This is a genomic window from Sorangium sp. So ce362 (genome assembly GCF_051519845.1).
Taxonomy (GTDB): domain Bacteria; phylum Myxococcota_A; class Polyangia; order Polyangiales; family Polyangiaceae; genus Sorangium.
Window position 1 is genome coordinate 6,039,372 of record NZ_CP150332.1, and the last position, 12,344, is coordinate 6,051,715.

The window sequence follows — 12,344 nt, forward strand, 5'->3', positions numbered from 1 at the left end:
ATAGTGGAGGCCTTATCCTCGGCGGCGTGAAGCTCCTCCCGCAAGCGATGCTCGGGCGCGAGACCGCCGAGGCGATCGCCATCCCCGTCGGGGCCCTCGCGGCCTCGCTGCTCGTGTTCGGCGCCTTCGTGGCCTCCCAGGGGGCGAACCCGCTCGGCGTCTATTACGAGATGTACCGCGGCGCCTTCGGCACGTGGTTCTCGTTCCAGAACACCCTCCTGCGCGCCGCGCCGCTCATGCTGACCGCGCTCTGCACGGCGCTCCCGGCGCGCCTCGGCCTCATCGTCATCGGCGGCGAGGGCGCGGTCGTCGTGGGCGGGCTCTCGGCCGCGTCGGCGGCGCTGGCCTCGCGGGCGTTCGGCGCGCCGCCCGTCGCGGTGCTCGCCGCGATGCTCCTGTCGGGGCTCGCCGCCGGCGCGCTCTGGATCGGCCTCGCCGGCGCGCTGCGCGTGTACCGCGGCGTGAGCGAGACGATCAGCAGCCTGCTCCTCAACTACATCGGGATCGCGATCCTGAACCACCTCGTCGAGGGCCCCCTGCGCGACCCGGCGAGCCTGAACAAGCCGTCCACGGCCCCGATCGGCGCCGAGAACGCGCTGGGGAGCCTGCCCGGCGTCGAGGTCCACTGGGGCCTCGCCTACGGCGTGCTCGCCTGCGCGCTCTGCTACGTGCTCATGCACCGGACGACGTTCGGCTTCGCCGCGGCGATGAGCGGCGGCAACGTCCGCGCGGCGCTCCTCGCCGGCCTGCCGGTCAAGCGCCTCGTCGTGATCACCTGCATGCTCGGCGGCGCGTGCGCTGGGCTCGCCGGCATGGTGGAGGTCGCGGCCGTCCACGGCCGCGCCAGCGCGTCGCTGATCAGCGGCTACGGCACCACCGGGATCCTCGTCGCGTTCCTCGCGCGCCATGACCCGCTCGCGATCCTGCCGGTCGCCCTCCTGCTCGGCGGCATCGGCGCGAGCGGCGGCCTGCTGCAGCGCACCGCGCAGCTCCCCGACGCGACGGTCACCGTGCTCCAGGGGATCCTGTTCATCGCGATCCTCGCGAGCGAGACGCTCCACGGGCGCCCCCGCGCCGCCCGCGCGCCCGAGGTCCGGCAGGCGGCGCCGGCATCGGCGGTGGCGTGATGAGCAACGCAACGGCGCTGGGTCTCTGGGGCATCCCCCTCGCGGTCGCCGCCGGGGCCATCCGCATCAGCACGCCTTTCCTCTTCGTGAGCCTCGGCGAGTGCCTCACCGAGAAGAGCGGCCGCGTGAACCTCGGCCTGGAGGGCACGCTCGTCATGGGCGCGATGGGCGGCTACGGCGTCTCTTACCTCACCGGCTCTGCCTGGCTCGGCGTCCTCGCCGCCGGCCTCATCGGCGCGGCGCTCGGCGCGCTGCACGCGTGGCTGTGCTCGAAGCCGCGGGTCAACGACATCGCGGTCGGCATCGCGCTCATGCTCTTCGGCGTCGGCCTCGCCTTCTTCCTCGGCAAGCCGCTCATCCAGCCGACGGCGCCCCGCCTGCCCGCGATCTCGCTCGGCTTCTTCAGCGATCTGCCGCAGGTCCGCGCCGCGCTCGAGGTGAACGCGCTCTTCCTCATCGGCGCCGCGCTCGCCCCGCTGCTGATCTGGATGCTGAGCCGCACCCGCTCCGGGCTCGTGCTCCGCACCGTCGGCGAGAGCGCCGACAGCGCCCGCGCGATGGGGGTCGACGTGAACCTCGTCCGGCGGCGCGCGACGATGGCCGGCGGCTTCCTGGCCGGCGTCGGCGGCTCGTTCCTCTCGCTCTTCTACCCCGGCAGCTGGAACGAGGGCCTGTCGAGCGGACAGGGGCTCATGGCCGTCGCCCTCGTCATCTTCGCGCGCTGGAACCCGGTGCGCTGCCTCGCGGCCTCGCTCCTCTTCGGCGGCGCGAGCGCGCTCGGCCCGGCGCTCCAGTCGGTGGGCGTCACCTGGGGATACCACCTCTTCAACGCCGCCCCGTACATCGTCACGCTGGCCATCCTTGTCGCCGCGAGCTCCGCGACCCGGCCCCTGCGCGACCAGCCCGCCGAGCTCACGCTCGCCCGATGAGCCCTGAAGACGCGAACACCACAGGCACCACGCGAAACGCTGCGAAACGCTGAACGACAGGAGGACTCGACGCATGACCTACGTGGCCGCTGATCCCTACGCCTGGCCGTACAACGGCGAGCTCCGCCCCGAGACGACGGCCCTGATCGTCATCGACATGCAGACCGACTTCTGCGGCAAGGGCGGGTACATCGATCGGCTCGGGTACGACATCTCGCTGACGCGGGCCTGCATCGCGCCGATCCAGCGCGTGCTCGCGGAGGTGCGCCGCCGCGGCGTCCACGTCCTGCACACGCGCGAGGGGCACCGGCCGGACCTCGCCGATCTCCCGGCGAACAAGCGGTGGCGCTCGCGCCGGACCGACGGCGGGCGCGGCACGGGTGTCGGCATCGGGGATCCGGGGCCGCGCGGGCGGGTGCTCGTCCGGGGAGAGCCGGGCTGGGAGATCATCCCGGAGCTCGCGCCCCTGCCCGGCGAGCCGATCATCGACAAGCCGGGCAAGGGCTCGTTCTGCGCGACCGACCTCGATCTCATCCTCCGCCAGCGCCGCATCGAGAACCTGATCCTCACGGGGATCACGACGGACGTCTGCGTGCACACGACCCTGCGCGAGGCGAACGATCGCGGCTACGAGTGCGTGCTGCTCTCCGACTGCTGCGCCGCCACGGACCCCGGCAACCACGCCGCGGCCCTGAAGATGATCACGATGCAGAACGGCGTGTTCGGCGCGGTCTCGACCTCCGCGGCGCTCCTGGAGGCGCTCGCGTCGTGATGGCCCCGCGCGTCCTCTCGATCCCGGCGGCGAGGCCGACCCGCGCCGCCGCCGCCCGCGCCGCCGGCCCGCTCGGGCCGCCCCCGGCGCTCTCCGCCGCCGGGATCACGAAGCGGTTCGGGCCGCTGCTCGCGCTCGACGACGTGTCGCTGCGCCTCGCGCCCGGGAGCTTCCACGCGCTCCTCGGCGAGAACGGCGCCGGCAAGAGCACGCTGGTCAAGTGCATCATGGGCTATCACCCGGCCGACGCGGGCGAGGTGCGGGTCGGCGACGCCGCCCTGTCCATCAGGAGCCCGCGCGAGGCGCGGTCGCTGGGGATCGGCATGGTCTACCAGCACTTCACCCTGGTGATGAACATGACGGTCGCCGAGAACCTCGTGCTCGCGCGCCCGTCGCTCCCCCCCGTCATCGACTGGCGCAAGGAGCGCGAGGCGATCCGCGCGTTCATGGCGCGCATGCCCTTCCGGATGGATCCGGAGTGGACCGTGCGCGAGCTGTCCGCGGGCGAGAAGCAGAAGCTCGAGATCCTGAAGCAGCTCTACCTCGGCAGCAGGATCATCCTCCTCGACGAGCCCACCTCGGTCCTCACGCCCGCGGAGGCGGACGAGGTGCTCGGGATGCTCCGGCGGATGGCCGACGAGCAGCGGATCAGCGTGCTCATGATCTCGCACAAGTTCCGCGAGGTGACGGCGTTCGCCGACGAGGTCACGGTGCTGCGGCGCGGCCGGGTCGCGGGCCGGGGAGAGGCCCGGGACCTCACGCTGGCGGCCATGGCCGAGATGATGGTCGGCGCGCAGCCGGCGCGCGTCTCCGCGGCGCGCGGCGACGCGCCCGCCGGGGAGCCGGTCCTGCGCATCGAGGGGCTCGCCGCGACCGACGGCCGCGGGCGGCCGGCGCTCGACGGCGTGACGCTCACGGTCCGCCGCGGCGAGATCGTCGGGATCGCCGGCGTCTCGGGCAACGGGCAGGAGGAGCTCGTCGAGGTGCTCGCGGGCCAGCGGGCCGCGCGGGCGGGCGCGGTGCTCGTCCATGGCGAGCCGTACGGCGCCGGACGCGAGCAGACCCGGGCGCACCGGGTGCGGTGCCTGCCCGAGGAGCCGCTGCGCAACGCCTGCGTGCCTGCGATGTCGGTCGCCGAGAACCTCGGCTTCCGCGTCTTCGACAGGCCGCCGTTCACCGCGCTCCGCTTCGGCGTGAGCCGCGCCGCGCTGCGGCGGTCGGCCGAGCGCCTCGTCGCCGAGTACGCCGTCGAGACGCCCTCGGTCGACGCGCCGATCGGCCGGCTCTCCGGCGGGAACGTGCAGCGGGCCGTGCTCGCGCGCGAGCTCGGGCTCGGCTCCGGCGAGGACATCGAGCTCCTCATCGCCGCCAATCCGTGCTTCGGGCTCGATTTCGCGGCCGTGGCCGAGATCCGCTCCCGCATCCTCCTGGCGCGCAACCGCGGCACGGCCGTCCTCCTCGTGAGCGCGGATCTCGACGAGATCTTCGCCCTGGCCGACAGGGTCCTCGTGATGAGCGAGGGCCGCATCGTCCACGAGTCGCCGATCGCCTCGGCCGACGTCGCGGAGATCGGGCGCGCGATGGCGGGGCACCGATGACGGCGCGGGCCCCCGAGATCGCGGCGAGCCCGCGCCCGTTCCGCCTCGCCGAGCCGGACGCGGTGGCGCTGCTCGTCATCGACATGCAGCGCGATTTCCTGGAGCCGGGCGGCTTCGGCGCGGCGCTCGGCAACGACGTCCGCCGGCTCCAGCGCATCGTGCCGACGGTTCGCCTGCTGCTCGACGCGTTCCGCGAGCGCGGCCTGTCGATCATCCACACAAAGGAGGGTCACAGACCGGATCTCTCGGACTGCCCGCCCGCGAAGCGGGCTCGAGGCGCGCCGGGCATGCGGATCGGCGATACCGGGCCGATGGGCCGCATCCTCGTCCTGGGCGAGCCTGGGAACGACTTCGTCCCCGAGCTCGCGCCGGCGCGTGGGGAGCTCGTCCTGCCGAAGCCTGGCAAGGGCGCCTTCTACAGGACGGGGCTCGACGCCCGGCTCGCGGCGCTCGGCGTCTCTCAGCTGCTCATCGCCGGCGTGACGACCGAGGTCTGCGTCCAGACCACGATGCGCGAGGCGAACGATCGCGGTTACGAGTGTCTGTTGATCGAGGACGCCACCGAGAGCTATTTCCCCGAGTTCAAGGCGGCGACCCTGGAGATGGTCCGCGCCCAGGGCGCCATCGTCGGCTGGACCGCCCCCGCCGCCGCGGTCCTCGAGGCCCTCTGATCCACGTCTATTGGTTGACGGAGCCGATGGCGCCGTTGACGAGGTAGTTCATGCTCTCGAGCACGAGGTCGGTCTGCCTCTGCTCGACGGCCTCGGCGATGACCACCTTGCCCTCGTTGTCCTTGACCGGCCCCTTGAAGATGACGAGCGTGCCGTCCGTGAGCCCCGCCTTCGCCTCCTCGGCCTTCTTCTTCGCCTCCTCGGAGACGGCGGGCCCGTAGGGCGAGAGCTTGACGAACCCCTCCTTGAAGCCGCCGCGCAGGAGGTGTTGATACGGCTTTCCTTCGCGGATCCACGCCATGTAGTCCGTGTATACCTTGGACCAGTTCCACTCGGCTCCGGTCAGGTACCCCTTCGGGGCGAGCGTTGCCTGGTTTGTGTGGTAACCGGTGCTGAAGGCGCCGCGGCGCTCTGCGAGCTCGATGATCACCTTGGGCGAGTCCACGTGGGCGGTCAGGACGTCGACGCCTTGATCGATGAGGCTGTTCGCCGCCTCCGCCTCCTTGACGGGCATCGACCAGTCGCCGGTGAAGATCACGGCCGTCGTCGCGCTCGGGTTCACGCTCCGGACGCCCAGCGTGAAGGCGTTGATGTTGCGAAGCACCTGCGGGATCGGCTTGGCCGCGATGAACCCGAGCTTGCCGCTCTTCGTCGTCATCCCGGCGACGATGCCGGACACGTACTCGGCCTCGTCGATGTAACCGAAATAGCTGCCGACGTTGCTCGGGTGCTTCGACGCGTCGTAGAGGCCGCCGCAGTGGAGAAAGACCTTGTCCGGGAACTTCTCCGCCACCTTGAGGATGTGCGGATCGAAGTAGCCGAAGGACGTCGGGAAGATCACCGCCGCGCCGTCGAGGTGGATCATGCTCTCGATGGTCTTCTGCACGGCGACCGTCTCGGCGACGTTCTCCTCCTCGCGCGTCTTCACGCCGGCCAGCTTGGCGACCGCGGCGGCGCCCTCGGCGTGCGCCTGGTTGTAACCGTAGTCGTCCCGGGGGCCGACATAGATGAAGCCCACCGTGAGCGGCTGTTCGCTGGACGCCTCCTTGCTGCAGCCGGCCGCCGGCAGCAGCGAGAGCGAGAGGAGCAGCGGACGCAGGAAGGCGAAAGAGCTCCGGCGGCGCGGCGTGTCGGCTCCACCGGGGAGGAGCGGAGTTCTCGGGGTGTTCTTCACCCCCTGGATCTGTACGCGCCTCTTCATTTCCGAGAGTTTTCCCGGCCATGAATTGTTCGCGCCCCACGCGATCGCCGTTGAGCGCGGACCGCTTGCCGTGCCATGGTTCCATCAACATGGGAGATTCGCGATGACGTCCATGAATCCAGCAGCAACGCGGAATGCGGCACCTGGGCATTTGCCGTTCATCGTTGCAGACGTGATGGCGCTCACCGCTCATCCGGACCTGGTCCCGTGGCGTCGCTTCCGGGAAGGTGTCGAGATCCATTGCCTTCACGGGTGCGGCGACGCGGGCGCCTCGGCGGCGCTCCTGCGCTATGCGCCGGGCGCGTCCGTGCCCCAGCACGTCCATCGCGGCCATGAGCACATCCTCGTGCTCGCTGGCTCTCAGACGGACGAGCGCGGGCACCACCGCGCCGGCACGCTGGTGGTGAACACCCCGGGCACCCGGCACAGCGTATCGAGCGCCGAGGGCTGCATCGTCCTCGCGATCTGGGAGCAGCCCGTCGTCTTCATCTGATCCACCTCACGAGGGGCACAGTCCGGCCATCTGGACATCCTCCCCGGCCATCTGGACATCCTCCCCGGCCATCTGGACATCCTCCCCGGCCATCTGGACATCCTCCCCGGCCATCTGGACATCCTCCCCGGTCATCTGGACATCCTCCCCGGCCATCTGGACATCCTCCCCGGCCATCTGGACATCCCACATCCGTACCCGGCGTCGGGGGCCGTCACGCGCAGCCGGGTGGTGGGGGCATCTGCCCGGAGAGATGTCCCATGAAGGCGGGAAGGCGGAGGTTCGCCCGGACGCGGCCCTGCCGGCTCGGATATCCTGAGGGACATCGCTGCGATGCACGTCGCCCGGTGCGCGCGGGATGGACGCCCGACGCGCGCCTGGTCCTCGTCTGTTCCTCATCTGTTCCTCATCTGTTCCTCACCTGATGCACCTCGTCTGCCAAGGCCTGATACGCGCCAGCGCGCTGGAATGGCGCCCCGGACCCGACGCGTGGGTGCTCACCGTCGCGTGCCATGCGCTGTTCGAGCTCGCGCCGTTCGAGTCGCCGATCACGAGCGGCCCCGCGGCCCCGCTGGAGGACGAGGGGGACGAGCGGCGGTTCGTCGAGCCGTGGGGTCCGGTCGCCCCGTTCAAGCGGTGGGGTGAGGTGCTCGTCGTCGGCCACGCGCACGCGCCCGAGGCCGGCGCGGCGACGTCGCTCATCGCGCGGCTCTCCGTCGGCGACATCGACAAGGCGATCGAGGTCCGCGGCGACTCGTGCTTCGCGTCGGACGGATCGCTCGGCGAGCCCGCGCCCTTCACGCGCGTGCCGCTCCGCTGGGAGCGCGCCCCGGGAGGTCCGTTCAGCGCGAACCCGGTCGGCGTGCCGACGGGCAGCGGCGCGCTCGCCGATGGATGGGGGCGAGCGCGCGCGCCGAACCTCCTGCCGATGGCGTCGTCGACCGCGATCCGGCACGGTCTCCTCGGGCCCGCCGGCTTCGGCCCGCTCCGGCCGGAGTGGCCCGACCGGGCGCAGCGCCTGCGCCGGCACGCGGCAGGCTGGGATCACGCGCGCTGGACCGAACGACCGCTGCCCGATGGCATCGACGCCGGGTACTTCAACGTCGCGCCGCTCGATCAGGTGACGAACGAGCTCACGGGCACGGAGCCGATCGTGCTCGAGCACCTGCACCCGCGCTTCCCGCGGCTCGCGACGCGCCTCCTCGCGCCGGCGCCGAGCGCGATCGCGGCGCTCAACGGCGTCGAGCAGCGCGTCCCCCTCCGGTGCGACACGCTCGTCATCGACGCCGATCACGGCGTCGCGGCGCTCGTGTGGCGTGGGCAGCTCATGCTCGATCGCCCTCCGGGCGAGGGGGTCGTGCTCGTCAGCCAGGGCGAGCTCGCGCCGAGCCTCACGGGCACGATGATGGCCCCGCTCTCGTCGAGGCCTTCCGCGGCCCTCCCGTTCCTGCAGACCCCCGCGCAGCTCGCCCCGGAGCCGCCCGCCGGAGCCGCGCCGGACGCGGCCGACCCGCGCTTCCCGCCGGCCGACCCGCGCTTCCTGTCGGCCGACCCGCGCTTCCTGTCGGCCGACCCGCGCTTCCCGCCGGCCGACCCGCGCTTCCCGCCGGCCGACCCGCGCTTCCCGCCGGCGCCCCCGTCGTCGCGCCCCGGCGAGGAGGAGGACCCCGCGCAGACCGTCGTGCCCGCCGTGGTGCTCCCGAGGCCCGCGCTCCCGTTCCACGCGCTCTCGCCGGTGCGATCCCACGGTCGCTCGCTCGCGCCGCACGAGCACGAGCACGAGCCGGAGGAAGGGCCGCCGACGCCGCCGGCGCCGCCGACGCCGCTCCCGCCGCCGGCGCGGCTCGCGGCGATGAGCGTCGCGGAGCCCGTCCGGACGGCGGCGGCCGCGCCCGACGCCGCCGTCCCCGAACGACGTCCCGCGGCTGTCCCCGAGCCGCTGCCCGCCGAGGGGCCGTCAGAGCCGACCTTGCCGGTCGAACCGTACCCCCTCGCGCGATGCGCGGCGATCGCGGCGCGGCTCGCGAGGCGCCCCGAAGCGCTGGACGCGATCCTCGCGGCGGAGGCGCTCTCGACGGACGCGTGGGAGGCGCTGCACGCGCACTGGCTCGACGCGATCCGCGCCGACGTGGGGCGCGGAAAGAGGCGGCTGCTCTCGTCGTACGACGCGGCGTACATCGCGGCGCTGGAGGCCGAGCGAGGGCCGATCACGGCGGGCGAGTACGCCCGGCTCGTGATCGCGTCCGAGCGCGGGAACGACGCCCGGACGCGCGCGGAGCTCGGCCTGCCCGACGGCGTGCTGCTCCGGCTCCGGCGCGTGTGGCTGGAGAGGATCGTGAAGGATCCGATCGCGGCCCAGGAGGTGCGCGCGGCGATGCGCAGCGCGGCGGAGGCCTAGAGAGAGCGACTAGTTGAGGTCGATCGGATCGCCGTAGACCTGCGTGTGGCCGCTCGAGTGGATCGTGATGTCGGTCCCCGAGATCACGATCTTGCCCGACTTCTCGAGCACGATGCTCGACTTGCCGCAGACGATCTCGACCCTGTCCCCGACCCGGGTCGCCTGCACGCTGCCGATCTCCACCGTCTCGTTGTTGCCCACGGCGCGCGATCGGTTCATTCCGACCACCTCGCGCGCGTTGTTCATCACCTGCTTCGCGAAGTCGTTGCCGACGGTCTGATCCTCGTTGCGCCCGATCGCGCTCACGCGATCGTTGCCGACGGTGACCTCCTCGTCGCGCTTGACGGTCTTGTGCAGGTCGCGCTCCGCCTGCATCCGGACGAGCTCCTTGCCCGCCGCGTCCTCGAACATGATCTCGTTGTAGCCGCCGGTCTCGGGCGACGAGCTGCTCTTCCAGCCGCTCTGCGTCTTGTTCTCGGGGAGCTTGTACGGCGTCTTCTGGAGGTTCGTGTACACCCGGCCCGTGATGATCGGGCGGTCGGGATCGGCGCCGAGGAAGTCGACGATCACCTCCTGGCCGACGCGCGGCAGGCTGGTGCCGCCGAAGCCGGCGCCGCTCCACGGCTGGCTCACGTGGATCCAGCACGACGACCCGTCGTTCATGCGGCCCTCGCGGTCCCAGTGGAACTGCACGCGCACGCGGCCGAACTCGTCGACGTGGATCTCCTGGCCGGGCGCGCCGACCACGGTGGCGCACTCGACCCCCTGGACGCGCGGCTTCGGCGTGCGGAGCGGCGGGCGGTACGGGACGTCCGCGGTCACGCCCCGGCACGCGTGCCGGAGGGAGCCCGGGATCTCTCCCGTGAGCGTCGACTCGAGGACGAGGAGCGCCCTGTCCGGGCCGAGCTCGGCCTTCGGGTGGTCGAGGAACGAGAGGACGGTGCCCGGCGCGAGATCGATCGTGTTGGTCTCGAAGGTGATCTCGCGGGCCGAGGCGCGCTTCGCGTCGAGCCGCCGCTGCGCGAGCGCGGCCCCCTCGGACTCGTCCGCGCGGTACTTGCCCTTGTCATCGGCGGCAGGCGTGCTCTCACCCCGGTCGCTCTCGAACAGGAACGCCCCGGGGACGTAGTGGAACCGCTCGAGCCGCTCCTCGACGCCGCCCGGGCCGGAGGCGCTCGCCACGAGATCGTACGACGCCGGTCGCCGGGTGTCGTGGTCGCGGACCGTGTACTTGCCCGGGCGCAGCCGGCGGGCGACGTGAACAGCGGTGACGTGCTCCCGGTCGGCGTCGGTCGGGTGGTCGCGGAACGCGATCGGGCGGCGACGGGCGTTGCCGTGCGGTCCGTCGTCGAGGACGAGCCGGCTCTCGCCGCCGCTCTCGAAGTAGAAGCTCACCCCCGCGTCCTCGAGCATGCGGCAGAGGAACGTGTAGTCGCTCTCGCCGTACTGGACGCGGTACTTGCGCTTCCTGTAGCTCCCGATGAGGCGCAGCGTCGGGGCGATCTCCCGCTCCTCGAGGAGCTTCAGGGCGATGTCGATCTCCGACATGTGCTGGAAGATCCGGTGGTTGCGCCGCTGCGTCGCGAGCCACAGCGCGGGGACGAGCGTGAGCTCGTAGGTGGAGAGGTGGCGCTCCTCGACGGCGATCTGCCGGAGGTGGCTGCAGATGCCGGACCACGCGCGGACCTTGTCGCTGTGCGCGGCGAAGCGCATCGGCCGGCCGATGACGGCCTCGAAATCGATGTCCGGGTTGTCCGACACGGCGACGACGCGCACCTCGAAGAGCGCCGACATGCGGTCGGATACCGTGAACTGGCGCACATCGAGCATGTCCCCGGACGCGACGTGCACCTCCGCCCGGGCCTCGCCGCGCGCGCTCAGCGCGCCGGCCACGCCGTTCCCCTTCACCAGATGAGCCGGGTTCGCACCGTCGTCCATACATGCTCCCATGCCCGCTCCTCCCGCACGGGACGTGACGGGGCCGACCGGTGGATGGTACCCGGCGAAGCGAGCGCGCCACAAGGCCGGCTCCGGCCCCTCACGAGGAGGACGACGAGGCGCAGCTCGCTTTCTCGGGCACAGAGGTTCAGGTGGACCGCACTTTGCCGTAGGCTGGGCATCCATGGATCCACGCGGGAAGTCGCTCCCCCCGGGGCCGCTCGTCACGGACGAGGACATCCGGGAAGAGCTCCGGCGGCTGTTCGACGCCGGCCCCGATTCGGGGCTCGTCATCCGGGTCTACGGCGAGTCGGGCGAGGGGGCGGCCGCGGCGGACGCCTTCCGCGAGATGTTCGCGTCGCTGCGCATGTACGAGGGGAAGCCGCAGGACCAGCCCCTGGAGATCCTCGTCGACGCCCCGAGCAAGGCGCACATCGCCCGCGCGCTGTCCGTGCTCGGCCACCAGCAGCACCAGAAGCGGATCCTCGATCACATCCTCACGACGTTCGGCCGCCGCCTGATCGACCCGCTCGCCGAGATCCTCGACACGACCCCGAGCGGCTCGTTGACGGCGCGGCTGACCATGCTGCGGGACATCTTCCTCGCGCACATCGCGGATCTGCGGATGACGCCCGAGTCGCAGCAGATCCTCACGAGCGACCTGCGCAAGCTCCTGTCCGACGACTACCTGGCGATGGTGGCGGAGAACGAGGAGCGCGTGCAGCGCCCGCGCGTGGCGAGGCTCGCGCAGCAGATCCTGAGGCTCGTCGGCTCGACGTTCCACCAGGCGCTCAAGCGCTGGCCGGCGCACGCCGAGCAGATCGCCTCGTCGATCGCGCGGCGGAGCCCGAAGAAGGTCCGGCTGAGCGAGGTGCCGAGGCTCATCCGCGGCCAGATCACCGACGGCATCGAGGAGTTCCTGTGGATCGAGACGAGCGCGGACATCGAGGGCGCGCTCCGCCCGATGCTCGCGGAGCACCAGGACGTGATGCCGGTGAAGCAGGCGACGCTCGAGCGCTCCACCTACCGGGAGTTCGCGGACGCCTGCTGGGCGATCATCGCCGAGCATTGCTGACGGCGGGTCGAGCGCGCCGCCGGCTCGCCTCCCGTCGCCCATCGTCACCGGACGTCGACCTCTTCCCTCGTCGCCGGGCGCCGACCGCCTCGCCGGACGCTGAGATCCTGCACGTCCCGGTCGCTCTGCTCACCGCCTCCGC

At 72.0% G+C, this 12,344-nt stretch carries 11 protein-coding genes; 8 read left to right on the forward strand and 3 right to left on the reverse strand.

What is annotated here, in order from left to right; genetic code table 11:
- The first annotated feature begins 47 nt into the window (after positions 1-47).
- The 5 genes from WMF17_RS23005 to WMF17_RS23025 all read left to right on the forward strand — a co-directional run bounded on the left by WMF17_RS23005 (position 48) and on the right by WMF17_RS23025 (position 5,097).
- Positions 48-1,127: an ABC transporter permease gene (locus WMF17_RS23005; RefSeq protein WP_437651376.1), complete on the forward strand. Its 1,080-nt coding sequence runs from the start codon at positions 48-50 to the stop codon at positions 1,125-1,127.
- Positions 1,127-2,056 carry an ABC transporter permease gene (locus tag WMF17_RS23010; RefSeq protein WP_437643263.1) on the forward strand — a complete coding sequence of 310 codons (930 nt, stop codon included), beginning with the start codon at positions 1,127-1,129 and terminating at the stop codon, positions 2,054-2,056. Before WMF17_RS23005 ends, WMF17_RS23010 begins: the two co-directional genes overlap by 1 nt.
- Before the next feature lie 73 nt (positions 2,057-2,129).
- Complete coding sequence (biuH, locus tag WMF17_RS23015; RefSeq protein WP_437643265.1) at positions 2,130-2,828, forward strand: biuret amidohydrolase; 699 nt, start codon at positions 2,130-2,132, stop codon at positions 2,826-2,828.
- The gene (locus WMF17_RS23020) at positions 2,828-4,426 is read left to right on the forward strand and encodes an ABC transporter ATP-binding protein (protein WP_437651378.1); all 1,599 of its coding nucleotides are present in this window, start codon (positions 2,828-2,830) and stop codon (positions 4,424-4,426) included. Before biuH ends, WMF17_RS23020 begins: the two co-directional genes overlap by 1 nt.
- Positions 4,423-5,097 (forward strand): cysteine hydrolase family protein, encoded by a 675-nt coding sequence (locus WMF17_RS23025; RefSeq protein ID WP_437595223.1) that lies wholly within the window; start codon positions 4,423-4,425, stop codon positions 5,095-5,097. The genes WMF17_RS23020 and WMF17_RS23025 overlap by 4 nt, the downstream gene beginning before the upstream one ends.
- A gap of 7 nt (positions 5,098-5,104) precedes the next feature.
- Here the strand turns inward: WMF17_RS23025 and WMF17_RS23030 are convergent, their stop codons facing one another.
- The gene (locus WMF17_RS23030) at positions 5,105-6,298 is read right to left on the reverse strand and encodes a BMP family ABC transporter substrate-binding protein (RefSeq protein WP_437643267.1); all 1,194 of its coding nucleotides are present in this window, start codon (positions 6,296-6,298) and stop codon (positions 5,105-5,107) included.
- Positions 6,299-6,473: 175 nt separating this feature from the next.
- Here WMF17_RS23030 and WMF17_RS23035 point away from each other — a divergent pair, with 175 nt between their 5' ends.
- Positions 6,474-6,791 (forward strand): cupin domain-containing protein, encoded by a 318-nt coding sequence (locus WMF17_RS23035; protein WP_437643269.1) that lies wholly within the window; start codon positions 6,474-6,476, stop codon positions 6,789-6,791.
- A gap of 6 nt (positions 6,792-6,797) precedes the next feature.
- On the opposite strand, the gene WMF17_RS23040 is transcribed toward WMF17_RS23035, so the two are convergent.
- Positions 6,798-6,968, reverse strand: coding sequence for a hypothetical protein (locus WMF17_RS23040; RefSeq protein WP_437643271.1), 171 nt, complete (start codon positions 6,966-6,968; stop codon positions 6,798-6,800).
- A gap of 247 nt (positions 6,969-7,215) precedes the next feature.
- On the opposite strand from WMF17_RS23040, the gene WMF17_RS23045 reads away from it, so the two are divergent.
- Positions 7,216-9,189, forward strand: coding sequence for a DUF2169 domain-containing protein (locus WMF17_RS23045; protein ID WP_437643273.1), 1,974 nt, complete (start codon positions 7,216-7,218; stop codon positions 9,187-9,189).
- A 9-nt stretch (positions 9,190-9,198) separates the two neighbouring features.
- Here the strand turns inward: WMF17_RS23045 and WMF17_RS23050 are convergent, their stop codons facing one another.
- A complete protein-coding gene (locus WMF17_RS23050) occupies positions 9,199-11,127 on the reverse strand; it encodes a type VI secretion system Vgr family protein (protein ID WP_437643275.1) in 1,929 nt (642 codons plus the stop codon).
- A gap of 184 nt (positions 11,128-11,311) precedes the next feature.
- Between WMF17_RS23050 and WMF17_RS23055 the strand changes: the two genes are divergently transcribed.
- Positions 11,312-12,202: a hypothetical protein gene (locus tag WMF17_RS23055; RefSeq protein ID WP_437595229.1), complete on the forward strand. Its 891-nt coding sequence runs from the start codon at positions 11,312-11,314 to the stop codon at positions 12,200-12,202.
- Positions 12,203-12,344: the final 142 nt, after the last annotated feature.